25 protein-coding genes are annotated in these 22,986 nt (G+C 69.1%); 8 read left to right on the forward strand and 17 right to left on the reverse strand.

Translation table 11 applies throughout. The annotated features are described in order from the left end of the window. Positions 1-142: 142 nt before the first annotated feature. Positions 143-418 carry a hypothetical protein gene (locus tag DI276_RS49815; RefSeq protein ID WP_157984601.1) on the reverse strand — a complete coding sequence of 92 codons (276 nt, stop codon included), beginning with the start codon at positions 416-418 and terminating at the stop codon, positions 143-145. 73 nt (positions 419-491) lie between these two features. Between DI276_RS49815 and DI276_RS09475 the strand changes: the two genes are divergently transcribed. Then, on the forward strand, positions 492-755 hold the full coding sequence (locus DI276_RS09475) for a hypothetical protein (protein ID WP_112263324.1): 264 nt from the start codon (positions 492-494) through the stop codon (positions 753-755). 459 nt (positions 756-1,214) lie between these two features. Here the strand turns inward: DI276_RS09475 and DI276_RS09480 are convergent, their stop codons facing one another. The 6 genes from DI276_RS09480 to DI276_RS09505 form a co-directional block, all read right to left on the reverse strand. Beyond that, complete coding sequence (locus tag DI276_RS09480; protein ID WP_030470277.1) at positions 1,215-1,559, reverse strand: RNA polymerase-binding protein RbpA; 345 nt, start codon at positions 1,557-1,559, stop codon at positions 1,215-1,217. Positions 1,560-1,625: 66 nt separating this feature from the next. Continuing rightward, positions 1,626-1,871, reverse strand: coding sequence for a preprotein translocase subunit SecG (gene secG / locus DI276_RS09485; protein WP_030470276.1), 246 nt, complete (start codon positions 1,869-1,871; stop codon positions 1,626-1,628). 92 nt (positions 1,872-1,963) lie between these two features. Continuing rightward, on the reverse strand, positions 1,964-2,752 hold the full coding sequence (gene tpiA, locus DI276_RS09490) for a triose-phosphate isomerase (protein ID WP_112262907.1): 789 nt from the start codon (positions 2,750-2,752) through the stop codon (positions 1,964-1,966). Beyond that, entirely contained in the window at positions 2,752-3,945 is a 1,194-nt protein-coding gene (locus DI276_RS09495; protein ID WP_198680537.1) for a phosphoglycerate kinase, read from the reverse strand. The genes tpiA and DI276_RS09495 overlap by 1 nt, the downstream gene beginning before the upstream one ends. Positions 3,946-3,962: 17 nt before the next feature. After that, complete coding sequence (gap, locus tag DI276_RS09500) at positions 3,963-4,967, reverse strand: type I glyceraldehyde-3-phosphate dehydrogenase (RefSeq protein ID WP_112263326.1); 1,005 nt, start codon at positions 4,965-4,967, stop codon at positions 3,963-3,965. Positions 4,968-5,081: 114 nt separating this feature from the next. Then, the gene (locus DI276_RS09505; protein WP_112262908.1) at positions 5,082-5,291 is read right to left on the reverse strand and encodes a hypothetical protein; all 210 of its coding nucleotides are present in this window, start codon (positions 5,289-5,291) and stop codon (positions 5,082-5,084) included. 268 nt (positions 5,292-5,559) lie between these two features. Between DI276_RS09505 and DI276_RS09510 the strand changes: the two genes are divergently transcribed. Then, the gene (locus DI276_RS09510; protein ID WP_198680538.1) at positions 5,560-7,782 is read left to right on the forward strand and encodes an ATP-binding protein; all 2,223 of its coding nucleotides are present in this window, start codon (positions 5,560-5,562) and stop codon (positions 7,780-7,782) included. Positions 7,783-7,814: 32 nt separating this feature from the next. On the opposite strand, the gene whiA is transcribed toward DI276_RS09510, so the two are convergent. From whiA to DI276_RS09550, 8 genes are all read right to left on the reverse strand, one after another. Next, a complete protein-coding gene (gene whiA, locus DI276_RS09515) occupies positions 7,815-8,801 on the reverse strand; it encodes a DNA-binding protein WhiA (protein ID WP_109637858.1) in 987 nt (328 codons plus the stop codon). Continuing rightward, positions 8,792-9,760 (reverse strand): gluconeogenesis factor YvcK family protein, encoded by a 969-nt coding sequence (locus DI276_RS09520; RefSeq protein ID WP_112263327.1) that lies wholly within the window; start codon positions 9,758-9,760, stop codon positions 8,792-8,794. Before DI276_RS09520 ends, whiA begins: the two co-directional genes overlap by 10 nt. Before the next feature lie 5 nt (positions 9,761-9,765). Next, positions 9,766-10,623, reverse strand: a complete 858-nt coding sequence (rapZ, locus tag DI276_RS09525; protein WP_198680577.1) for an RNase adapter RapZ — start codon at positions 10,621-10,623, stop codon at positions 9,766-9,768. Positions 10,624-11,083: 460 nt separating this feature from the next. Next, on the reverse strand, positions 11,084-11,731 hold the full coding sequence (locus DI276_RS09530) for an HD domain-containing protein (protein ID WP_232836545.1): 648 nt from the start codon (positions 11,729-11,731) through the stop codon (positions 11,084-11,086). Continuing rightward, complete coding sequence (gene uvrC / locus DI276_RS09535) at positions 11,728-13,704, reverse strand: excinuclease ABC subunit UvrC (RefSeq protein WP_112262911.1); 1,977 nt, start codon at positions 13,702-13,704, stop codon at positions 11,728-11,730. The genes DI276_RS09530 and uvrC overlap by 4 nt, the downstream gene beginning before the upstream one ends. A 42-nt stretch (positions 13,705-13,746) precedes the next feature. After that, positions 13,747-14,205 carry a Rieske (2Fe-2S) protein gene (locus DI276_RS09540; RefSeq protein WP_198680539.1) on the reverse strand — a complete coding sequence of 153 codons (459 nt, stop codon included), beginning with the start codon at positions 14,203-14,205 and terminating at the stop codon, positions 13,747-13,749. A 106-nt stretch (positions 14,206-14,311) separates the two neighbouring features. Further along, entirely contained in the window at positions 14,312-14,599 is a 288-nt protein-coding gene (locus DI276_RS09545; protein ID WP_232836546.1) for a Rieske (2Fe-2S) protein, read from the reverse strand. A 129-nt stretch (positions 14,600-14,728) separates the two neighbouring features. Further along, positions 14,729-15,217 carry a hypothetical protein gene (locus tag DI276_RS09550; RefSeq protein ID WP_112263331.1) on the reverse strand — a complete coding sequence of 163 codons (489 nt, stop codon included), beginning with the start codon at positions 15,215-15,217 and terminating at the stop codon, positions 14,729-14,731. 455 nt (positions 15,218-15,672) lie between these two features. Between DI276_RS09550 and DI276_RS09555 the strand changes: the two genes are divergently transcribed. Both DI276_RS09555 and DI276_RS09560 read left to right on the forward strand, forming a co-directional pair. Further along, positions 15,673-17,031: a helix-turn-helix domain-containing protein gene (locus DI276_RS09555; protein ID WP_232836547.1), complete on the forward strand. Its 1,359-nt coding sequence runs from the start codon at positions 15,673-15,675 to the stop codon at positions 17,029-17,031. Continuing rightward, the gene (locus tag DI276_RS09560) at positions 17,031-17,507 is read left to right on the forward strand and encodes a hypothetical protein (RefSeq protein ID WP_112262913.1); all 477 of its coding nucleotides are present in this window, start codon (positions 17,031-17,033) and stop codon (positions 17,505-17,507) included. The genes DI276_RS09555 and DI276_RS09560 overlap by 1 nt, the downstream gene beginning before the upstream one ends. 82 nt (positions 17,508-17,589) lie before the next feature. Here the strand turns inward: DI276_RS09560 and DI276_RS09565 are convergent, their stop codons facing one another. Continuing rightward, positions 17,590-18,207 carry a TetR/AcrR family transcriptional regulator gene (locus DI276_RS09565; protein WP_112262914.1) on the reverse strand — a complete coding sequence of 206 codons (618 nt, stop codon included), beginning with the start codon at positions 18,205-18,207 and terminating at the stop codon, positions 17,590-17,592. A 50-nt stretch (positions 18,208-18,257) separates the two neighbouring features. On the opposite strand from DI276_RS09565, the gene DI276_RS09570 reads away from it, so the two are divergent. Further along, complete coding sequence (locus DI276_RS09570; RefSeq protein WP_112262915.1) at positions 18,258-19,154, forward strand: SDR family NAD(P)-dependent oxidoreductase; 897 nt, start codon at positions 18,258-18,260, stop codon at positions 19,152-19,154. Here DI276_RS09570 and DI276_RS09575 read toward each other — a convergent pair. Next, entirely contained in the window at positions 19,059-20,705 is a 1,647-nt protein-coding gene (locus DI276_RS09575; protein WP_112262916.1) for a BTAD domain-containing putative transcriptional regulator, read from the reverse strand. The two genes, DI276_RS09570 and DI276_RS09575, sit on opposite strands and share 96 nt — an antisense overlap. 50 nt (positions 20,706-20,755) lie before the next feature. On the opposite strand from DI276_RS09575, the gene DI276_RS09580 reads away from it, so the two are divergent. Genes DI276_RS09580 through DI276_RS09590 form a run of 3 tightly spaced genes read left to right on the forward strand, consistent with a single transcriptional unit; the run spans position 20,756 to position 22,962 of the window. Next, positions 20,756-21,628 (forward strand): alpha/beta fold hydrolase, encoded by an 873-nt coding sequence (locus DI276_RS09580; RefSeq protein ID WP_232836548.1) that lies wholly within the window; start codon positions 20,756-20,758, stop codon positions 21,626-21,628. 15 nt (positions 21,629-21,643) lie between these two features. Next, positions 21,644-22,105 carry a hypothetical protein gene (locus DI276_RS09585; protein WP_112262918.1) on the forward strand — a complete coding sequence of 154 codons (462 nt, stop codon included), beginning with the start codon at positions 21,644-21,646 and terminating at the stop codon, positions 22,103-22,105. After that, positions 22,102-22,962: a hypothetical protein gene (locus DI276_RS09590; RefSeq protein WP_157984602.1), complete on the forward strand. Its 861-nt coding sequence runs from the start codon at positions 22,102-22,104 to the stop codon at positions 22,960-22,962. The genes DI276_RS09585 and DI276_RS09590 overlap by 4 nt, the downstream gene beginning before the upstream one ends. Positions 22,963-22,986: the final 24 nt, after the last annotated feature.

The raw sequence follows: 22,986 nt of genomic DNA on the forward strand, positions 1-22,986 counted from the left end.
GAACGTGCGAGTTTCCGACCGTACGCTTCCTGTGGGACGGCAAGACGGTATTGGGCAACGGCTTCGGTAGCACCAACGGAACCGGTTCCGGTTCGGCAACAGTTCCGGCGGCCGCCGCTGCAGGTGGCCACCGTGTGACGGTTCAACCAACCTCGTGCGGAGCCACGACGTCGGCGTCGAACACGTTCACGGTCCGCATCCCGACGACTACGACGACGACCACACCGCCCACCACACAGCCGCCCGTCACCAATCCCCCGGTGACGAACCCACCGGTCACCACGCGCCCGCGCCCGACCACGACCACCACGACTCCGCCGGTCACCACGACCACGACGACAACCACGACCACAACGGACACGCCCCCGCCGTCCTCGGACACCCCGTCGTCATCCGACCCAGGTGACGGCGTCCTCATCCTCGACAAGGACAACATCCAGCCCGGCGACGACCTGACTGCCAGTGGCACGGGCTGTCCCAAGGGCGCGAACGTGACGCTGAAATCTCTCGGCCAGGACGTCGGCAAGGCAATCGCCGACGAGAACGGCGAGTTCAAGTCACCGGTGCGGTTCGCGAACATCGAGCCAGGCCGCCACAAGGTGCGCGCGGAGTGCGGCATCACCCTGGTGGGCAACGTGGACGTGACCCTGTCGAGCTCATCAGGCGGAACAACCAGCACGCTCGTAGTGCTTCTGTTCTTCCTGCTGATCGGCGCAGCAATGCTCCGCCGCCAATTCACAGGCCTGCGCCGCTAGGAACCCCCGCGAAGCCGAAGGCAAGCGGCGATGGCGCAGCCGAGCCGACCCGATGGCGCAGCCGAGGCGCTTGACGCTTGAAACGCGGTGCGGGCGGGTCCCCGTCACGAGGACCCGCCCGCACCGCACCACCTACGCAACAGGCAGCCGCTCACAGCAACAGGCGTGCCATCAACCCGAGAGCGGCGTGGTACCCCAGATCAGATTGGCGGGGGTTTGGGGGCGGCGCCTCCCAAGGGGAAGCACGCACGGTGAACGGGAGCACGCAACAGGGGAACGCTACGAAACCGGAACCCCGAGCACGCAAAGCGACCACCTACGAACTCGAAACCGCCAGCCGCCGACGGAACAGGGGGACGACCTACGCAACCGGCGCGCACCGCCGGAACGGCGAACCGGCGAACACACAAAAGGCCCCCTCTCCGCAGAAAAGGGGGCCTAGAGCGTCAATCAAAGGGTCTACGGCTCTTCCCGCTGCCGCCGAAGCTTGGCGAGAGCCTCCTCGAGGATCGCCTCCCCATCAGCGTCAGACCGCCGCTCCTTCACATACGCAAGGTGCGTCTTGTAAGGCTCGTTGCGCGGAGGCGCGGGTGGCGTCTGCTCGTCCCGCCCTGCCGGCAGGCCGCACCGCGGGCAGTCCCAGTTCTCCGGCACCTCCGCGTCGACCGCGAAGGAAGGCCGGGACTCGTGACCGTTCGCGCACCAGTACGACACCCGACGACGAGGCGCGGACTCGCCGCGCTCCGACTCACCCATCGGGCCTGCGCCGACGCGGGTACCGCGAATCGCGTTACCACCGGACATCGACCGTTACACCCCCACCAAGTGGTTACCCCAAGCCCCTGAGGGCTTCTGCCGCTGAACGGTTGATCAGCTGCCCGCGCCGGGCAGCTTGATCAGCAGTCCGATGCCCACGATCGCGATGATCCAGACCGCGCCGACGAACAGCGTCAGGCGGTCGAGGTTCTTCTCGACGACCGAGGAACCGGACAGACTCGACTGCATGCCGCCGCCGAACAGCGAAGAAAGGCCGCCACCACGGCCGCGGTGCAAGAGCACGAGCAGCACCAGCAGCACGCTGGAGACGATCAACAGGATCTGCAGGAACAGGATCATTTCTTCCTCGCTGTCAGGCAGCCGACGCCATAGAGTACCTGTTCGACTGCCGAACGTGTGCACCAGTTGGGGTTAGGGCAAGTTAGATCGACTTAGGGTAGTGGTCCACCCGCGGCCAGCGCGCACAGCTTGGTGAATTCGTCCGCCTGAAGGCTCGCACCGCCGACGAGAGCGCCGTCGATGTCCTTCTGCGCGATGAGCTCACCGATGTTGGACGACTTCACCGAACCGCCGTAAAGCACGCGCACGACGGCCGCGGTCTCCTCGCCGTACTTCTCCGCCACGAACGAGCGGACCAGCGAGCACACCTCCTGCGCGTCGGCAGAAGAAGCCGTGCGACCGGTACCGATCGCCCACACGGGCTCGTACGCGAACACGATCTTGGCGACCTGCTCGGCCGTGAAGCCCTTGAGGCCGTCCTCGAGCTGCTGCTTGACCAGCTCCAGGTGTCCCTTGGCCTCACGCACGTCCAGCTTCTCGCCGAAGCAGAAGATCGGGGTGACCTCGACCTTCAGCGCGGCCTTCAGCTTCGCGTTGACCAGCGCGTCCGTCTCGCCGTGGTACTCGCGGCGCTCGGAGTGCCCGACGACCACGTAGTGGCAGCCGAGCTTCGCGAGCATCGGGCCGGACACCTCGCCGGTGTACGCGCCCGAGTCGTGCTGCGAGAGGTCCTGCGCGCCGTACTTGATCAGCAGCTTGTCGCCGTCGACCAGCGTCTGGATGCTGCGGATGTCGACGAACGGCGGGAGGACGGCCACCTCGACCTTGGCGAAGTACTTCTCCGGCAGGGAGAAGGCGATCTTCTGCACGAGGCCGATCGCTTCGAGGTGGTTGAGGTTCATCTTCCAGTTGCCCGCGATGAGCGGGAGCCGGGCTGCCATCAGGACTCCAAAACGCTGATGCCGGGGAGTTCCTTGCCTTCCAGGAACTCGAGAGACGCGCCACCACCGGTGGAGATGTGCGAGAAACCGTCCTCGGGCAGACCCAGTGCACGCACCGCGGCAGCCGAGTCGCCGCCACCGACGACCGTGAACGCCTCGGACTTGACCAGGGCCTCGGCGACGGCACGCGTGCCACCGGCGTAGGCCTCCTGCTCGAACACGCCCATCGGGCCGTTCCAGAACACGGTCCGGGCGTCCGCCAGCTTCGAGGCGAACAGCTCGCGCGACGCGGGGCCGATGTCCAGGCCCATGCGGTCGGCCGGGATGGCGTCGGTCGCCACGACGTCGTGCTCCGGGTTGCCGAACTTGTCGGTGACCAGCACGTCGACGGGCAGCACGAGCTCGACGCCGCGCTTCTCCGCGTCGGCGAGGAAGCCGCGCACGGTGTCCAGCTGGTCTTCCTGCAGCAGCGAGCCGCCGACCTCGTGGCCCTGGGCCTTGAGGAACGTGTACGCCATGCCGCCGCCGATCAGCAGCCGGTCGACCTTGGACAGCAGGTTCGCGATGACGCCGAGCTTGTCGGACACCTTCGCGCCGCCGAGCACAACGACGTACGGGCGCTCCAGGTCGTCGGTGAGCTTGCGCAGCACACCGAGCTCGGCCTCGACGAGACCGCCGACGTACGCGGGCAGCTTCTGAGCCACGTCGTAGACCGAGGCCTGCTTGCGGTGCACGACACCGAAGCCGTCGGACACGAACGCATCGGCGAACGCGGCCAGCTCGGAGGCCAGCGCCTCGCGCTCGGAGGAGTCCTTCGAGGTCTCGCGGGCGTCGAAGCGGACGTTCTCCAGCATCACGACGCCGCCGTCGGTCAGCGCGGCCACCACGGACTTCGCCGACTCGCCGACGAGGTCCGAAGCCAGCGCGACCTCGGTGCCGAGCAGCTCACCGAGGCGAGCGGCGGCCGGGGCGAGCGAGAACTGGGGGTCCGGCGCGCCCTTGGGGCGGCCGAGGTGAGCGGTGACGATCACGCGGGCGCCCGCGTCGGCAAGGGCCTTGATCGTCGGCACCGACGCGCGCACGCGGCCGTCGTCGGTGATCTTGTCTCCGTCGAGGGGGACGTTCAGGTCGGCGCGCACCAGGACGCGCCGACCTGCGACACCCTCGGCGAGCAGGTCGCTGAGAGTCTTCACTGACTTTTCGCCCCTGCTCAGATCTTGGACGCGACGAGCTTGACCAGGTCCGCGAGGCGGTTCGAGTAGCCCCACTCGTTGTCGTACCAGCCGACGACCTTGACCTGGTTGCCGATGACCTTGGTCAGCGGCGCGTCGTAGATGCACGAGTGCGGGTCGGTGACGATGTCAGCCGACACGATCGGGTCGGTCGAGTACTTGAGGATGCCGGCCAGCGGGCCCTCGGCGGCGGCCTTGTACGCGGCGTTGACCTCGTCCACGGTGACCTCGCGCTTGAGCGTGACGGTCAGGTCGGTGGCCGAGCCGGTGGGGATCGGCACGCGCAGCGCGTAGCCGTCGAGCTTGCCCTGCAGCTCCGGCAGCACCAGGCCGATGGCCTTCGCGGCACCGGTCGAGGTCGGCACGATGTTCAGCGCGGCGGCGCGGGCACGGCGGAGGTCGCTGTGCGGCGCGTCCTGCAGGTTCTGGTCCTGCGTGTACGCGTGGATCGTGGTCATGAGGCCCTGCTCGATGCCGAAGCTGTCGTGCAGCACCTTGGCGAGCGGCGCGAGGCAGTTCGTGGTGCAGGACGCGTTCGAGATGATCGTCTGCGAACCGTCGAACTTGTCCTCGTTGGCGCCGATGACGACGGTGAGGTCCTCGTTCTTGGCCGGCGCGGAGATGATGACCTTCTTGGCGCCGCCCTCGTCCACGTGCGCGCGGGCCTTGGTGGCGTCGGTGAAGAAGCCGGTGGACTCGACGACGACGTCGACGCCGAGGTCCTTCCACGGCAGAGCGCCGGGGTTGCGCTCGGCGAGGGCCTTGATGACCTTGCCGTCGACGGAGATGCCTTCCTCGGTGACCTGCACGTCGGCGTCCAGACGACCGAGAATGCTGTCGTACTTCAGCAGATGCGCCATGGTGTTGACGTCACCGAGGTCGTTGAACGCGACGATCTCGATGTCGTGGCCGCCGGCACGCACCGCGCGGAAGAAGTTGCGGCCGATCCGGCCGAAACCATTGACACCTACACGAACCGTCACGACGGACTCCTTGCGTTCGACTGGCAGGAACAAGCCCACCCTATCTGCCGAACTGCGCCGCTGGTCACAGGGATAGTGAGGATCTCTTGATCGAGCCAGAAAAATGGCCCCTGACTAGGCCGTTCGGCGGCGCAGGGTGCGGAGCATCCAGAGGTACGCGCTCAGCTCCTCCGCAGCCTCCGCGGCGGTGCGGCACGCCTCGGGGCTGTCCTCTTTTCCGTCCCTGCCGACGACGGCGACGATCCGGGCGAGCCACTCGTCCACGACCTGGCGGTCCTGCGGCGGTACGAGCGAGGCGTTCGGCTGTCGGATTTGCGCGGTCATGACCAGACCTCCGTGATGTGGTGGCGGCGGCACCGGTCGGATCATGTCCAGGCCCTGAAGGGACCGGCAATACCCCGAAACAGCGGGTGTTACGGGCCGTTACGCGCCGGTACGGTCATTCCCCATGACGGCCAATGCCGCCTGTGTGACATGTGGGAACCCGCTCAACGACACGGCCACCGGACGGCGCTACTGCTCCAATGCGTGTCGTCAACGCGCGTATCGCGAACGCAGCTCGGCACGCGACGACTCCCCGCATGACTCGGCCTTGCCGACTCCCCTCGACACGTTCGTGGGCCGTCGCGAGGAGCTGGCGGCGCTCGCGCGGCTCGGTTCGGAGCACCGCTTGGTGTCGCTGGTCGGTCCGGCGGGAGCGGGCAAGACCAGGCTGGCCGCCCAGCACGTGAGCAAACGCCCTGATCAGGTGTGGTGGACCGCGCTGGCGTCCGAGTCGGACGTCGTGCAGGCGATCTACCACGCCGTCGGCGCCCACCCGCTGCCGAACCGCTCGGTGCGCGACGCTGTGATCGCCGAGGTCGAGCAGCACCGCCGCCCGCTGCTCGTGCTCGACAACTGCGAGCACCTGCTGGCGGACGTGGCCGACGTCGTGTCGGAGCTCGTCGCCTGCTGCCCGCGGTTGCGCGTCCTGGTGACCTCGCGCGAACCGCTCAGGCTCGCCGGCGAGCAGGTCTTCGCGCTCGGCGAGCTCGGTCTGCCGCCGGTCGGCGCGGACTGTGCGGACGTTGCCGAGGCGCTGCGTTACGACGCCGTGGTGCTTTTCCGCGATCGTGCCGTCTCAGTGGACCGCTCGTTCGAGCTGAACGCGCTGAACGTCGCGGACGTCGTCGCGGTCTGCCGCTCGCTGGACGGCATGCCGCTGGCCATCGAACTGGCCGCGCGCCGCATCACCGTGCTGTCCCCCGCCGACGTCCTGGCCCGGCTCGAGGACCGCCTGGCGTTGCTGACCGCAGGGCCGCGCGCCTCCGACGACCGCCACCGCACGCTGCGTGCCGCGATCGGCTGGAGCTACGACCTGTTGTCCGAGGCAGAGCAGGCCGCGTGCCGCCGCCTGGCCGTGCTGGGCGTGCCGTTCGACCTGGGCGTCGCGAGCACCGTGTGCGGGGTCGAGGACGCCCTCGACCTGCTGGCCGGCCTGGAGCAGAAGTCGCTGCTCGTCGTCGACCGGGTGGGCGGTGGGCACACCACGTTCCGCCAGCTCCAGTCGGTGCGTCTGTACTGCCGCGAGCGTGCCGCCGAATGCGGTGACATCGATGTCGTCGCGGACCGCGTCGTCGACTGGGTGTGCTCGGTCGTGGAGCCGGAGATCTCCTGCTTCTTCCCGGCACCGCCGGTGGTGCTGCGCCTGGACCGCAACATCGGCCTGATCGAGCTGGCCGTCGCCCGCACCGCCGAGACGGGCGACTGGGCCCGGCACGCACTGACCATCGCCGCCACGGCCTGGACCTCCACTCCGCGCGGCCCGCGCGGCGCTCCCACCGAGCTGCTGCACCGCGCGTTGTCCCAGCCGATGCCCCCGTCGTACCGCAGCGTGCTGACCGCGCTGGCGGCCATGCACCACCGCGTCCGGGGCGGCTGGCACGTGACGCGTCAGTTCGGCCTGGAGTCGCTGGCCATCGAACGGGCCGAGGCGTCGCGTCCCGGCACGTTGGCCCGTGCGCTGGAGGTGCTGGCGTCGGCCGAGGCGCACACCGGCAACCCCGAACTGGCCTGGCAGCTCTTCGACGAAGCCGTCGAGCTCATGCGCGAGTCCGGCGACAAGCTCGCGCGCGGTGTCCTGCTGAACTCCTACGGCTGGACGTTGCTGCAGCACGGCGAGGCGGATCTGGCCGCGCCGCTGGTGCGCGAGTCGCTGACGCTGACCCGGCTGCTCGGGCTGCCGCACCTGCTGAACCCGGTGCTGCACACGGCGGGAGCGATCGCGTTGGCGCGGCGGAACTTTCCCGAGGCGGTGGACCTGTTCCGGGAGAGCCTCGAAGTCGGCTCGGAGCATCCGATGGACCAGTTCTACGACCTCGAAGGCCTGGCGCTCGGCCTGGTCGGTGCCGGTTCGGACGACGAGCGCGCCCTGTCGCTGCTCACCGCGGCGTCCGTCGTCCGGACCCGCTACGACTTCCGGGCCGAGCCCTACTGGCAGGCGCTGGTGGACGAGGCGCGCTCGGTCTGCCGGACCCGGATCACCGCGGGCCGGTTGCGCGCCGCCGAGTCCACCGGCGAGCGGATGTCGTTGGCACAGGCCATTTCCTACGCCCTGACGGCCCAGCCGCTCGCGGACGACGAGGACGGCGTGATCTCCGCACGCGAGCTGCACGTGGCGACTCTCGTGGCGGAAGGGCTGACGAACCGGCAGATCGGGCAACGGCTGGGGATCTCGCCGCACACCGTGGCCCGGCACGTCACGCACGCCCGGACAAAGCTGGGACTGCGGTCGCGCGCCCAGCTCGCGGTGTGGGCGGGGCGCAACACGCCGTGAAGGCCCGCAGCCGATCGGCTGCGGGCGTTCGGTCAGACCTCGGCTTCGAGCATTTCCGCGGTCACGGCGGACTCGGTGTCCGGCAGGCCCAGGTCCTTGGCGCGCTTGTCCGCCATGGCGAGCAGGCGCCTTATCCGGCCGGCGACCGCGTCCTTGGTCATCTGCGGGTCGGAGAGCTGGCCGAGTTCCTCCAGGGACGCCTGACGGTGCGCGAGCCGGAGCTGGCCGGCGGCGGCCAGGTGGTCGGGCGCCTCCGGGCCGAGGATCTCCAGTGCGCGGGCGACCCGTGCCGCGGCGGCGACGGCCGCGCGGGCCGAGCGCCGCAGGTTCGCGTCGTCGAAGTTCGCGAGGCGGTTGGCCGTGGCCCGCACCTCGCGGCGCATCCGGCGCTCTTCCCACGCCAGCACGCTGTCGTGCGCGCCGAGCTTGGTCAGCATCGCGCCGATGGCGTCGCCGTCCCTTATCACCACGCGCTCGGCCCCGCGGACCTCGCGCGACTTCGACGAGATGCCCATCCGGCGCGCCGCACCGACCAGTGCCAGCGCCGCCTCCGGGCCGGGGCAGGTGATCTCGAGCGACGAGCTGCGGCCGGGCTCGGTCAGCGAGCCGTGCGCGAGGAAGGCACCGCGCCAGGCGGCCTCCGCGTCGCACACGCCACCCGACACGACCGGCGCGGGCAGACCGCGAACCGGACGTCCGCGCGGGTCGAGCAGACCCGTCTGGCGGGCGAGCCCCTCACCGTCCTTGACCACGCGGACGACGTACCGGGTGCCCTTGCGCAGTCCGTTGGACTGGATGGTGAAGACCTCGGCGTGGTGGCCGTAGAGGGCCTGGATCTCCTTGAGCAGCCTGCGGGCGGCGCTGCCCAGGTCCAGCTCGGCCTCGACGACCACGCGGCCGGACACGATGTGCAAGCCACCGGCGAACCTGAGCAGGGAGGACACCTCCGCGCGGCGGCAACAGGTCTTGGATACCGCGAGCCTGCTCAGCTCGTCCTTGACCGCCGACGTCATCGCCACGGGCTTGTCCCTCCCACTCCGGTCTCATCGACCACCTGCCTCAGGCAACCGGCCAGTGCCTCCGGATCATGCCGCTCGGCGGCGTCCGGTGCGGCGATCTTGGCCAGATGCGTCCGCGCTCCCAGTGCCGAGGCGGCTCGCGTCAGCCGGTCCGGGGTGGGGACCGAGTCGACGTCGGCGATCACCGCGTCCACCTTCAGCTCGGGTGCGTGTTCGCAGACTACGTCCAAGTGGCGCTCCGGAGAGAAACCGGCAGTTTCGCCCGGTTGGGGGACAAGATTGAGCACCAGGACCTTCTTGGCCGTCGTGCGGGTGAGCGCCTCGAGCAGTTCGGGCACCAGCAGATGCGGCAACACGCTGGTGAACCACGATCCGGGCCCGAGTAGCACGAGATCAGCGCCAAGTACAGCCTGTACTGCTTCCGGACAGCCGACAGGTCGCCCGTTCGGGGCAGTCAACCGGATCCGCTGCACGAGCCCGGGCGTGGTCGCGATGGCGACCTGCCCCCGGATGCGCCGCACGTCCTTCTCGTCCTCGTCGAGCCCCATGACATCGGCCTCGATGTCGAGCGGCTCGTTCGACATCGGCAGCACCCGGCCTTTGACGCCCAGGAGCTTGCCCGCCGTGTCGAGCACCTGCACCGGGTCGCCGAGCTGCTCGAGCAGCCCGGCGAGCACCAGGTTGCCGACCGCGTGCCCGGCGAGTGCCCCCGTGCCGCCGAAGCGGTGCTTGAACAGCGACGTCCAGAGCTTGCTGTTGGGATCGTCTCCCGCCAGCGCCGCCATGGCCTTGCGCAGGTCACCGGGCGGCAGCAGGTCCGTGATCTCTCTCCTGAGACGCCCCGACGAGCCCCCGTCGTCCGCAACGGTCACGACGGCCGTCACGTCGTCGGTGACCCTCTTCAGCGCACTCAGCGTCGCGTGCAGCCCGTGCCCGCCGCCCAGCGCAACAGCCTTCAACTTCGTCACTCGCGTCCCAGATCCCTGTGCACGACCTTGACCGCCGTGCCGTCCTCACTGGCCAGCCGCGCCGCGAGCTCTTCTGACAGCGCCACGCTGCGGTGCTTGCCCCCGGTGCACCCGATGGCGAGCGTCAGGTACCGCTTGCCTTCCCTGCGGTAGCCGGCACCGATGAGCCTGAGGAGCTCGTGGTACCGGTCGAGGAACTCGTCGGCCCCTTCCTGGCTGAGGACGTAGTTGCGCACCTCTCCGTCGAGTCCCGTCTGCTCCCGCAGCTCCGGGATCCAGAACGGGTTGGGCAGGAACCGCACGTCCATTACGAGGTCGGCGTCCATCGGCAGCCCGTACTTGTAGCCGAAGCTGAGCACCGTGACCCGCGTCCTGGTCGCCGCCTCGGTGCCGAACGTGTCCTCGATCTTGGCCCGGAGCTGGTGGACGCTGAGTGCTGACGTGTCCAGCACCAGGTCGGCTTCCTGCTTGAGCGGCGTGAGCAGGATCCGCTCGGCCTCGATGCCGTCGTGCAACCGCCCGTCGCCCTGCATGGGGTGACCCCGGCGCACCGCCTCGAACCGCCGGATCAGCACGGCGTCGGTGGCCTCGAGGAACAGCACGCGCGGCTTGTACCCGCGCGCGTCGAGGTCCTTGATGATGGACGCCAGGTCCTCGGTGAACGCGCGGCTGCGCACGTCCATGACGACGGCGACCTTGGTGATGGCCCCACGCGCCTGCGCGCCGAGCTCGACCATGGTGGCGATGAGTTCCGGGGGCAGGTTGTCCACGACGAACCAGCCGAGGTCCTCCAGGCACTTGGCCGCGGTGCTGCGGCCCGCACCGGACAGCCCGGTCACCACGGCGACTTCGATGCCGGACTTCTCCGCGTTCACGACTACGACTCCGTTACCTGTTCATGAGCTGAACGCTCTTGTTTGGACCAGCTGTGTGTTGGGGCTGCTGTCTGTCGGGGCTGCGCGCACGTCGCGTCGCGGCACGTCTCTCGCCGAGAGTCTCCACCGCGCCGCCGGTGCCGCGTGGCGGGTTCGGCACTTGAGACGCTACGTGCCACGGTGGTTTTCGCCACCCGGACGGGTGAATCGCGTCCGGATTCACGCCTGGCGTCGCCTGGTAGATGTCCAGAAACCATGATCGTCCACCTCCCGCAAGCGGAAGAGGCGGGCGGCGGCGGACAGCGAAGCGAGTGGGCGGAAGCAGCCGACGAACCGGAACATCGGACGGCGACGACCAGCGAAGCAGGACGTCGGGCGGCAGCCACCGAAGCGGAACAGGCGGGTGGCAGCAGACGAGCGAGCACGACAGGCATCACGGTCACGCCATGATCGGGTAGCTCGACTGGACGGCCAACCTGGCATCGGCGCCCGACGCGATGCGATCCAGCTCGTCGTCCAACGCCATGAACACTTCCCAGGGTTCCTCACCGGCCCCGGTCGCCAGGAGGCCGGTGACCAGCTGTTCCAGATCGGGGACCCGCTTGGCCTTCCACACCTTGTCCGCGAGGCTGACGAGCAGGTCCTCCAGGACGATGCCCGAAGAGTTCCACGAGGCATGGGTCCGCGCGAAGCGGGCCAGGTGCTCTGGAACGCCGCGGGACCGCAGCAGCTCATGGCCCGCCGGTTCGTGGGCCGAGCCTGGGCCGGACAGCTCTTCCGGGTGCAGCACCTTGCCGATGTCGTGCGTTGCCGCGCCGAACAGCACGGCGGTGCGGTCGAAGGGCACCGACGGATGGTGCTGAGCGACCCAGTCCGCGAGCTGGCAGGCCACGTCGTGCACCGCGCGGAGGTGCGCGATCAGGCGCGGCGAGGCCGGCAGGTCGTCCAGGACGCTCTCGGCTTCGGCGGGCAGTGGACGCAGGCCGAAGTCCTCGGTCAGGGCTTGGCGGGCAAGCGAAGTCAGCGTCGACGCTTGGCCTCGGAGGGGCAGGCGACCGCTCCCCGAAACTGGCTGGATGTCCGTCACGACACCGGCTTTCCATCGGACGTCGAAGCCGCAGCGGTGGCACCGGCTCCGGCCGACGCCGCGGTCGCCGCCCCGCTCGAAGCCGCAGCGCCGGCCAGCGTGGCGACCACGGCCTCAGCCGTGCGCCGCCCCACCCCCGGCACCTCGCTGACTTCGTCCACAGTGGCCTGCTTCAACTTGCGCACCGACCCGAAGTGCTTGAGCAGCGCGGCTTTCCGCGTCTCCCCGAGCCCGGGCACGTCGTCCAGCTCGGACGCGATCATGCGCTTGGACCGCTTCTGGCGGTGGTACGCGATGGCGAAGCGGTGGGCCTCGTCGCGCACCCGCTGCAGCAGGTACAACGCGTCGCTGGTGCGGGGCAGGATCAACGGATCGGTCTCGCCGGGCACCCAGACCTCCTCCAACCGCTTGGCCAAACCGACCACGGCGACATCGGTGATGCCGAGCTCGGCCAGGACGTCGGCGGCCGCGGCGGCTTGTGGGGCGGCGCCGTCGACCACCAGGAGGTTGGGCGGGTAGGCGAACTTGCGGGGTTTGCCGGTGTCCGGGTCGATGCCCGGGTTGGGGCCGCCCGACGCGGTTTCGCGCAGCATCGCTTGGAAGCGGCGGCGGACCACCTCGGCGATGGAGGCCACGTCGCCCTCGGTGGCGGCTTCGCGGATGGCGAAGCGGCGGTACTCGGACTTGCGGGCCAGGCCGTCCTCGAAGACGACCAGGGAGGCCACCACGTCGGTGCCCTGGACGTGGCTGATGTCGATGCACTCGATGCGGAGAGGCGCCGTGTCCAAACCCAAACCGTCCTGCAGCTCCTGCAGGGCGGCGGAACGCGCGGTCAGGTCGCCGGCGCGGCGGAGTTTGTGCTGGGCGAAGGCTTCGGAGGCGTTGCGCGCCACCGTTTCCATCAACGCGCGCTTGTCGCCGCGCTGCGGAACTCGCAAGACCACCCGCGAGCCGCGTTGTTCGGACAGCAGGTCTTCGAGAGCGGAAGCGTCGTCCGGCAGCACGGGCACCAGCACCTCGCGCGGGGTGTTTTCGGTGTTGTCGCCGTAGAACTGCATGATGAACTGGTCGACCAGCGCCGCGTCGTCGACCGCCTCCACCTTGTCGAGGACCCAGCCGCGCTGGCCGCGCACCCGGCCGCCGCGCACGTGGAAGACCTGGACCGAGACCTCGAGCTCGTCCTGCGCGAACGCCATCACGTCGGCGTCGGTGCCGTCGCCCAGAACCACGGCCTGCTTCTCCATGGCACGGCGCAAAGCACCCAAGTCATCCCGCAAGCGGGCCGCGCGCTCGAACTCCAGAGCCTCCGACGCAACCGACATCTCGCGTTCCAGGCGGCGGATCATGTGATCCGTCTTGCCCGCCAGGAAGTCGCAGAAGTCCTCGACGATCTCGCGATGTTCAGCAGCCGACACCTTGCCCACACAAGGCGCGGAGCACTTGTCGATGTACCCGAGCAGGCACGGACGCCCGATCTGCCCGTGCCGCTTGAAAACACCGGCGGAACAGGTGCGCGCCGGGAAGACGCGCAGCAGCAGATCAAGCGTTTCGCGGATCGCCCAGGCATGTGCGAACGGGCCGAAGTAGCGCACGCCCTTCTTGCGCGGGCCGCGGTACACGTGCAGCCGCGGGTAGTCCTCGTACAACGTCACGGCCAGCACGGGATACGACTTGTCGTCGCGGTACCGGACGTTGAACCGCGGGTCGAACTCCTTGATCCAGTTGTACTCGAGCTGCAGCGCCTCGACCTCGGTGGTGACCACCGTCCACTCGACGGAGGCCGCCGTCGTCACCATCTGGCGCGTGCGCGGGTGCAAGCCGGCGAGGTCGGCGAAGTACGAGTTCAGCCTGCTGCGCAAGCTCTTCGCCTTGCCGACGTACACGACCCGGCCACCGGCGTCGCGGAACTTGTAGACGCCGGGAGCCTCGGGAATCGTGCCCACTGCGGGGCGGTACGTCGACGGATCTGCCACATCGTCAAGACTAACGACGCGGTCCGACAAAAACTGAAAGGGTCAGGCCAGCACGACCTGGTCGCCGGAAACGCGAACGGCCACCGCACGCAGACCGGTGGTAGCGGGTCCCTTCTTCACCGAGCCGTCCGCAGCACCGAACTGGCTGCCGTGCGAAGGACACGTGATGGTCCCGCCGGCCGGCTCGGCGACAATCGCTCCCTGGTGCGTGCAAGTCGCGTCATACGCCTTCACCTCGGAAGCGGAAATCCGCGCGACGACGATCTTCTTGCCGCCAGGACCGTCGACGAGCGCACCACCGCCCTCCGGCACATCGGCCAGCGCGACCAAAGCGGTCCCGGCAGATCCCGTCGATCCGGTGGAGCCGCCCTGTGTGGGAGCAGAGCCTGAAGAACCCGTCGAACCGGAACTGCAAGCGGTCACCAGCCCACTGGGCACGGCGAGCGCCACGACGATTCCGCACAGCGCCGCCCGCCTGCTGACCGGGCTTTCGGTGTTCACGACCGTTCCTCCGTGGTGGTGGGTGTTCGGGGTCACACCACAGCATTACGCGAACCGGTCAGCGAGAGTTCAGCGAGACGCCCAATGCACAGCAACCTCACAGGTCTCAGGCGAGCACGACATCCTCACCCGAAAGAGCAACAGCAACGGACGTCAACCCAGAAGTCGCAGGTCCCTTGCGGACAGCGCCGGAAGTTGGGTCGAAAGCGCTCCCGTGCAGCGGGCAGGTGATGACACCACCGGCTGGAGGGTTGACCAGTGAGCCCACGTGCGGGCAGGCGGGGTTGAAGGCGCGGAATTCACCTGATCGAGGCTGCACGACCAACAGCTGGGCGTTGCCGGGCATGTCCACCAGCACGCCACTGCCGACCGGTACCGAAGCAGCGGAAGCCACGCGATCCCCTGGCCGGGCGGTACCGACACCGCCCGTCTTGCGAGGAGCGGGCTCGCCACAAGCACTCGAAGCAGCGGCAGCGAGCCCACACAACAACAAAGAACGTCGATCCAGAGACACGAACAGGAATTATCGGCGCTGGTCCTCGGCGGCAGCCGTCCGGGCCAGGGCGAGCACGGCGGTGAACGGCGGGAACCAGTGCCGCGAGTGCGACGGCGGGTTGGCCCACCGCAGCGATCCGTACCTGGTCATCGTGGGTGGCAGCGCGATCCGGTGCGGGGATCGCACGAACTGGACCTCCGGCGGCGCCTTGAGGTGCGTCGGCAGCAACGCGACCAGTTCGGCCAGGAAGATCCAGTGTTCGCGGGGGCCGGGGATGACGGTGACGGGGCCGGCGAGCATGCGCGACTTCAGGTCGGCCAGCACGCGCGACCCGATGCGCGCCGGCATGGCCAGCGCGGTGGTGGCAGGTCCGAGGGGTAGGAACACACCTTGCTCGGTGACGTTCACCTGCCAGCCGAGCAGCCGGTAGCCGGCGACGGCTTCACCGATCGCCCGATCGTGTCCCCTGTTCTGTGGGATTCCGGCGGTGCCGGTCTCCGCGGTCGTGATGCTCATCGGCGGTCGTCCTCCCCGGTGGTGGGTCAGGCACTGGCGGGCCACGGGGATCGGCCCGCGGCCTGCGATGTGCAGGGTGCGGCGCACTTCGCGGTAACACCACTCGTCCACTGCATGAGCCTCATGCAGCGGACGTATGAAGCTCATCCGCCCAACGGAGGAGCCGAGACTGCGACACGCGAATCCATTACGTCTTATGCATGAGATGGATGGACTGACGATCACGTCTCCGTACACTTGGGAAACGCTCAGTGACGGGGGCGATGCCGATGGACACCGCGAGACCCAGATCCAGGCGCGCGTGTCCGTGTGGAGCTTTCATCGCCGCCGACAACACCGATCGGCTGTGTCACCGCTGCCGTCGCAACGCTCGTTCCGACGTGCACGGACCCCCTGCCGTCTCAGATGACTTCTGGGACCACCCCGCGATCACGGCGGCTTGTGCAGATCGCGACATGGGTGCGCTCATCTCCGCATACCGGCACCACCCGCAGCACCTCAGCCGGGTCAGCCAGGACCGCATGGCGGGCTGGCTCGGCATCAGCCAGGCGCAGCTCTCGCGTTACGAGTCCGGCGAGAACCAGATCGACCGGCTCGACCGGCTGCGCCACTTCGCGCTGGTGCTCGGTGTGCCGGGCGAACGACTGTGGTTCGACCGAGTCGTCATCCCAGCTCAGGTGGGCTCCCCCGAAACGGGCCCGCCAGATGTGCTCGCCGCCCCGTGGGAGGCGACGAGCATTGCCCGTTCGGTCGAGGAGACGGCGAGGAGCGACTTGGCGATCAGCAGACGAGCGGCGCTCAGTGGAGCGGCCGCGGTGACGGTGGGGTCCGCACTGGTCGAGCCGCTGCAGCGGTGGTTGCACCCCCTGCAGAACCTGTCGAAGTGGTCGTCGCACTCGGCGATCAGCGAGGAGGAGCTCCTGGCCCTGCAGCGCGTCGCGAACGAGCTGCGGGGCTGGGGCGGGCGTGGCGGGTACGGACTGGCGCGCAAGGCCGTGCTGGGTCAGCTCGACGAGCTGGCCGAACGGCTGCAACGCGCGCCTGCGGGTCCGACGACGGAGAGAGCGTTCTTCATCGGCGCCGAGCTGTCGAAGGTGGCGGCGAGCATGTCGTTCGACGCGGGGCTGCACAACGCGGCCCAGCGCTACTACGTGCTGGCCATCCGGATGGCGAAGGCGGGCCACAACGACGGCTTCGCGGCGTTGTGCCTCGCGGCCATGGCACGGCAGATGTTCGACCTCGGCAGGCCCGAGGACGGACTCGAGCTCGTGCAGCTCGGCCAGTACGGCACCCGCCGCACGGGCACACCGACGTTGAAGGCGCTGCTGCTCACCCGTGAGGCGTGGGCGTACGCGCAGATGGGCAAGACCCGCGAGTTCCACCAGGCCGTGGGCATGGCACAGGACAGCTTCGCGCAGCGTGAGGCGGACAACGAACCGCGTTACCTGCACAGCTTCGACGAGGCCGAGCTGGAGGGCGTGATCGGGGCGCGGTGCCGCGACCTCGCCATGCACGACCCGGCTCAGGCCGTGTTCGCCGAGCAACACATCCGGCGGGCACTGGAGCTGCGAGACCCGTCGAAGGTGCGCAACCGCGCGTTCGACGTGATCGGACTGGCGCGCACCAAGATGGTCGCGGGAGACCCGGAGGCGGCGTGCGGGTTGATCAACGAGGTCCTGCCGACAGCGGCGAAGCTCTCCTCGGGGCGCGTGCTCCGGAAACTGGAGGACTTCGCCAAGGAAGCGGCCACGCACCGCCACATCCGCGCCGTTCAGGAGACCCGCGACGCGATCAGAGCGATCCGGACGGCCTGATGCGGGTCGGCATCACCGGACACATGAACCTGGTGCCCGAGTGCGTCCCGGCTGTGCAGGCCGCGATCACCGAGGTGCTGGAACGGCTCGGGCAACCCGTGGTCGGCGTGACGTGCCTGGCACCGGGCGCCGACCAGGTGTTCGCGCGGGCGGTGCTGGGCATCGGCGGGCAGGTCGAGGTGGTGCTGCCCGCCCTGGACTACCGGGACAAGCTCAAACCGCACCAGGTCGCCGAGTACGACGAGCTGCGCGCGGCCGCCACGGTCGTCAGCGTGCTGCCGCACATGACGTCCAGCAGGCTTGCCTATGTGGCCGCCAACGAACGCATTCTCGCGTCCGTCGAGCTGCTCGTGGCGGTGTGGGACGGGGTGCCGCAGCAGGGCAAGGGCGGGACGGCGGACGTGGTGGAGCAGGCGCGGGCGGAGGGCGTGCCGATCGAGGTCGTGTGGCCTCCGGAGGCACGCCGGAAGTCTTAGTGGCGTGGCCCAGAACGTTGCCAGGCGAATTCACGGCCCTGCTGAGCGTGAATTACCCGGCCGTCGTTCTGGGCCACGCCACTTAGCCGGTGACCATCCCGATGAGGGTGTCCACGAGAGAGTCGGCGCTCGTCTGCCACTTGTCCGTGCCGAGTTGACCGCTGTGCTCCATCCCCGCGATTCCGTGCGCGCTCGTCAGCAGAAGCGCGCCGTAGCGCCGTGCGTCCTCCTCCCCCACAACGTCCGCGACGACGGCCAGGAACTCGTCCTGGAACCGGTCGGCCGCGCGGGAAGCCGCCTGCGGGTCGCCCTCGGGCCCGCACACCTGGCGGTGCAGCCGTTCCAGCCGGTTCAGGTGGCCGGGCTGCCAGAACAGCAGCTGGTAGAGGTGCGGCTGCGCCCGGCCGACGCCGATGAGGGCGTCCAGGGCGCCACGCAGCTTCTCGACCGCTGACCGCGCTGGGTCGGTCCGCACCGCCCGCACGTGGTCGGCGAGGCGTTCCCAGCTCTCGGCCGCGACGGCGGTCAGCAGGCTGTCCTTGTCCGCGAAGTGCCGGTACGGCGCTCCTCGCGTCACGCCGGCTCGCGCCCCCACCTCGCGCAAGGTGACCGCCTCCGGACCCCCGGCGGCGAGCAACGAGGTGGCCGCGTCGAGCAGTGCGCGGCGGGTGGCGGCGGCGGACTCCGCACGGGTGACCATGAGCAGATCCTACAGTTGACAGTGTCATCTGAGCGCGTACCGTGGTTGAGGTGACAACGTCATCTGAAGAGCTCGTCGTCGTGACCGGTGCCTCCACGGGCCTGGGCAGAGCCACCGCACGCGAACTGGCCCGCTGCGGCTTCCACGTCCTCGCGGGAGTACGGCGCGAGACCGACGCCGTCGCGGCGCCCGGCATCGAGCCGGTCCTGCTCGACATCACCAGGCCCGAGCAGGTCGGGGCACTCGCCGCGCGGATCGGAAACCGCTCGGTGCACGCGCTGGTCAACAACGCGGGCATCCAGGTGAACGCCCCGGTCGAAACCTTGCCGCTGGACCAGTGGCGGCACGTGTTCGAGGTCAACCTGTTCGGCCACATCGCGGTCACCCAGGCGCTCTTGCCCGTGCTGCGAAACGGACGCGTGGTCAACATCAGTTCCGTGGGCGGCAAAGTCGCGATGCCCACCTACGGCGCATACGCGGGCGCGAAGTTCGCCCTGGAGGCGGTCAGCGACGCACTCCGCAGGGAAGGCGTGCAGGTGGTCGTGATCGAACCCGGCGGCGTCCGCACGGAGATGGCGAGACGAGGGATCGCCACGGCGAACACCCTCGCGGCGGACATGACGCCCGAGCAGAACGCGCGCTACGGCCGCCTGATCCGGACGATCAACGAACTGATGGCCTCAGGCACCGAAGCAGGAGTCACGGCCGAGGCTGCCGCCCAGGTCGTCGCGAAGGCCGTGACGACCCGCAGACCGCGCACCCGCTACACGATCGGCCGCGACGCCGCCCTGATCACGCGTTTGAGCCGGGTCCTGCCCGACCGCGCGCTCGACCGAGTCATCGCCGCACTGCTAAATCGGACCGAACGAGAGCATGCCCGTGGTACCGCCGATGATCTCGCCTCTGGCCGGTTCGAGCGCCGCACGAGCCGCCTCAGCGAGCGCTGAGTCGCCGCGCTGCTCCGCGACGCGTGCGGTGATCCACCACAGCACCTCGTAGTAGTGGTCCGCACGCGGCGTGGGCAGGGAAACGGCCGAGACGTCCTCCGTGAACAACGGCTCCACCCACGGCCGGTATGGCCCCCAGTCGAGCGAACCGTCCACCGGAAGCCCGAGTGACAGCAACGCCAGCGGAAGGAAACCGGCCTCCACGCCCGGCATGGATGACAGGTCCAACGCGCGGTATCCGGTTTCATCCGGCGCACGCATCACCCGGAACCCGTTCGTGAACACGCGCACCAGCGGCGCCTCATGAATCTCGGCCAACTGCTCCGCCGCCAGCACATGTCGCTCAGCCGCCGCGAAGTCACCCACGGCCGAGCAGGCCTGCAGAGCCACCAGGTGCCCGAGGATCTCGTACGCCGGCAGGTCGTGCCGAGCCGACACCTCGATCAGCTCAGCGCCCACCAGAGCCCGTTCCGCAGAAGCGCCGGGCCGCTGGAAAGACTGCATGAACCGCGCGTTCAACGCCATCACGAGCACGGCCGGATCACCCAGCGAACGAGCCAGTTCCTCGGCCTCCAAAGCCGCCTCCAGAGCCCAGGCGTCACGCGTGCCCCGATGCTCCACCGCAAGAGTGGCCAGCACCCGCGCGCGCAACGCGACAGGACCCTCCAGATGAGGCAGTAAGCGCCGTCCTGCGGAGACCAACGCGGCAGCCTGAACGGGATCGTCGCTCACGGTCCAGTTCGCCGGCACGTCGTAGGCGGTCAGCACGCGAGCGGCCAGCAGCGGATCGCCCAGCCGTGCGGCCTCGGCCACCGCCGCGAACCGCTGTGACTGCGCCAACGCGACCCCGCCCGTCAACGCCGCCTCGCCCGCGACCACGGAAGCGGACCGCAACGCGGCGTACGAACCAGGCCGAGTGACGGCATGACGCAGGATGTCGGCTTCAGCCCGGTCGAGCTCAGGCAAAGCGTCCAACCCGAGATGACCAAGCCGGCCACGAGCCTCACGCAGCACGCGAAGCGCCTCGACCTGCCGCCCGTCCTGGAACAGCGCGTGCGCCAACAGGACCTGGGCCTTCTCCCGCCACGGATGCGCCCCGGCGAACGCGGCCAACTCACCGACCAACGACGCCCCACGGCCCTCATCGAGCAGTGCGCGCGCACGCAGTTCCAACAGCCGAGCGCGCTCCTGCAGCACCCACGGCGACGGATCGAGATCGGCGTACGGCTCACCCCAGCTGACCGACGACGGCGACTCCTCGAACCGCCAGACGTCCACGTCGGCAACCCGCAGCGCATACCCACGGCCAACCGTCGCGATCGCCTCAACACCCAACGCGGCACGCAGCTCCGAGATGAACGTCCGCACCGCGCCGACCGCACCAGCAGGTGGGTCCTCCCAGAGGTCGTCGATCAACGTCTCAAGCGACACGACCCGACCACCAGCGGCCACGAGACGACCGAGCAACTCACGACGCCGTTTGCTGCCAACGGCCACAACACGACCATCAGTGCCGACGACCGTGACCGGCCCAAGCACCCTGATCTGCACGAACGTGGATGCTAATCGCCTGCTGATCAGGCCGCCCGATGCTGGTCACCATGAAGCTCCACACGACCATCACCGGCGAGGGCTCGCCGATCATCCTGCTGCACGGTTTCCCGCAGACCCACCTGATGTGGCGGCACGTCGCCCCGGAACTCGCCAAGAGCCACACCGTGATCTGCCCCGACCTGCGCGGCTACGGCGCCAGCAGCAAGCCGCGGGACGGCTACGACAAGCGCACGATGGCCCAGGACGTCATCGAGCTGGCCGACGAGCTGAACCTCGGCAGGTTCGCGCTCGTCGGCCACGACCGGGGCGTCCACGTGGCCTTCCGCGCCGCCCTCGACCACCCGGACCGGATCAGCCACCTCGGCCTGCTCGACAGCGTCCCGGCCTACGACACCTGGAACGTCCTGCACGGCCGCGAAGCCCAAGTGGCCTTCCACCTCTACCTCATGGCGCAGCAGACCGAACTCCCGCAACAGATGATCACGAACAGCGCCGATGCGTTCTTCGGCCACTTCCTCGACGCGTGGTCGAACAGCCCGATGCCCGCCGAGATCCGCAACGAGTACCTCAAGGCCTCCAGGAACGCGATCCCGTCGATCATCGAAGACTTCCGCGCCCTGGCCACCATCGACGTCGAGCACGACAAGGCCGACCTCGATGCGGGCAACAAACTCACCATGCCGGTCGCGGTCATGCAGCAGGACTGGGGCAGCCAGTTGGGCTTCGACCCCACCGAGCTCTGGCGCAAGTGGGTCACCGACCTCCGCTACACCACCACCAAGGCCGGACACTTCGCAGCGGAGGAAGCTCCGGACGAAGTGATCACGATGATCCGCGACCTCGTTGCTCCGGATGAGGGAAGTTCGTCGGCAACCGGACCAACTCAGGCGACAGGTCTGGCGGCCCACGGGGCTCGTTGATCACGATTTCGGGGCATGGCAGCCGAACCGTTCGCCCGCTTGGCCGACCGCCAGCACGCGTTGCGAACAGCACTACGCGCACTGCAGGCAGCGGGACCCGGCAGCCCCGAATTCCCCGCCCTCCTGGCCGATACCGACAAAGAGGTCGAGGCCGTGCTGCACGCCCGCCGCGACGTCGAGGCGGCCCGCCTGACCGTCCCGAACCGGGCGATCGCGGCGGGCACCGCCGTCGCGGCCCTCGTCGTGGTGATCGGCTGGTTCGACGGCTGGTCGCTGCTGTCCGTGCTCCTCGCGGTAGCCGTCGCGGCTGCCGTCCTCGTCGACCCCGTCGGACGCAACATCTGGGAGCCGAGGGCCAGGACGGGGGCGATCGTCGCGGCCCTCCTGGCGGTCCTGCTGACACCATTGGCACACGGCTGGGCGGCGCTGGCCGTGGTGGCGGGCGTCGCATGGTGGGCCTGGAGGACGCTGCGATGAAGAACATCGACCCGGTCAAGGCGCTGGACGACAAGGTCGAGCGCCTCAAGAAGGACCTCAAGCAGCTCGGCGACCGCATCGACAACACGCAGACCGACGCCGCCCAGCAACAGCTGAGCACCACGAACCAGATCCGCGACACCACCCGCAAGATCGCCAAGACCAACGAACGGGTCACCGAGCTCGCCGACAGCGTGCACCGGCTCGAGCGACTCCTGGTGGCGCTCAACCGGAAAGTGCGCGCGGGCGAGACGCAGAAAGCCGACTTCGACACCTGGCCGGAGATCGAGAGGTCGCTAATCGCGAAGATCCTCGCGGGCCAGGAAGCCTACGCGCGCAAGACGTTCACGCCGCAGGAAGCCAAGAACACCCGCAAGGCCATCGCCGAGTACGACCGGGCAGCACACGAGGCGATCGACGCCGCCGAAGCGCTCACCACCCTCCCACCGAACGCGGAAGCGTTGTGGCGCAAGAAGTACAAGCAGTGGCGGACGGTCACCGGCAAACATCGCCCGGAAGCACCGGACGAAAACGAGCACGCCAAGGACACCGCTGCCAAGTCGGCGGGCAACGAAGCCGTCGCGCAGGCACGCGAGCTGATCCGCACCCGCATCGAGGGCGCGGTCGCGCAGGACCTGCTCTTCCCTGCGTGGTTCGAGAACATGCTCGGACCGGCCGCACCGCCCGGCAAGGCGGACGATTGGCTTTACACCGCAACGGATGTCGTGTTGTACCGGGTGCTGCACGACGTCACCAGCCCGGCGAGTGCGCTGGGTTCGCCACCCCAGGAACAAGGGCACCGCAGAACCCTCCACGACCGGTTGATCGTGGAGTGCGCGGATTACCGGAAGGCGTGAGATGCACCGGACAGGGCGCCTCTG

Source organism: Lentzea terrae (assembly GCF_003265345.1).
Taxonomy (GTDB): Bacteria; Actinomycetota; Actinomycetes; order Mycobacteriales; family Pseudonocardiaceae; genus Lentzea; species Lentzea terrae.

What these genes read in the sequence shown, in the direction of transcription:
- DI276_RS49815 (WP_157984601.1), bottom strand. Translation starts at nt 418, where the DNA reads ATGAGGACGCCGTCACCTGGGTCGGATGACGACGGGGTGTCCGAGGAC.
- DI276_RS09480 (WP_030470277.1), bottom strand. Translation starts at nt 1,559, where the DNA reads ATGTCCGGTGGTAACGCGATTCGCGGTACCCGCGTCGGCGCAGGCCCG.
- secG (WP_030470276.1), bottom strand. Translation starts at nt 1,871, where the DNA reads ATGATCCTGTTCCTGCAGATCCTGTTGATCGTCTCCAGCGTGCTGCTG.
- tpiA (WP_112262907.1), bottom strand. Translation starts at nt 2,752, where the DNA reads ATGGCAGCCCGGCTCCCGCTCATCGCGGGCAACTGGAAGATGAACCTC.
- DI276_RS09505 (WP_112262908.1), bottom strand. Translation starts at nt 5,291, where the DNA reads ATGACCGCGCAAATCCGACAGCCGAACGCCTCGCTCGTACCGCCGCAG.
- DI276_RS09550 (WP_112263331.1), bottom strand. Translation starts at nt 15,217, where the DNA reads ATGAGCATCACGACCGCGGAGACCGGCACCGCCGGAATCCCACAGAAC.
- DI276_RS09555 (WP_232836547.1), top strand. Translation starts at nt 15,673, where the DNA reads ATGGGTGCGCTCATCTCCGCATACCGGCACCACCCGCAGCACCTCAGC.
- DI276_RS09560 (WP_112262913.1), top strand. Translation starts at nt 17,031, where the DNA reads ATGCGGGTCGGCATCACCGGACACATGAACCTGGTGCCCGAGTGCGTC.
- DI276_RS09565 (WP_112262914.1), bottom strand. Translation starts at nt 18,207, where the DNA reads ATGGTCACCCGTGCGGAGTCCGCCGCCGCCACCCGCCGCGCACTGCTC.
- DI276_RS09580 (WP_232836548.1), top strand. Translation starts at nt 20,756, where the DNA reads ATGAAGCTCCACACGACCATCACCGGCGAGGGCTCGCCGATCATCCTG.
- DI276_RS09585 (WP_112262918.1), top strand. Translation starts at nt 21,644, where the DNA reads ATGGCAGCCGAACCGTTCGCCCGCTTGGCCGACCGCCAGCACGCGTTG.
- DI276_RS09590 (WP_157984602.1), top strand. Translation starts at nt 22,102, where the DNA reads ATGAAGAACATCGACCCGGTCAAGGCGCTGGACGACAAGGTCGAGCGC.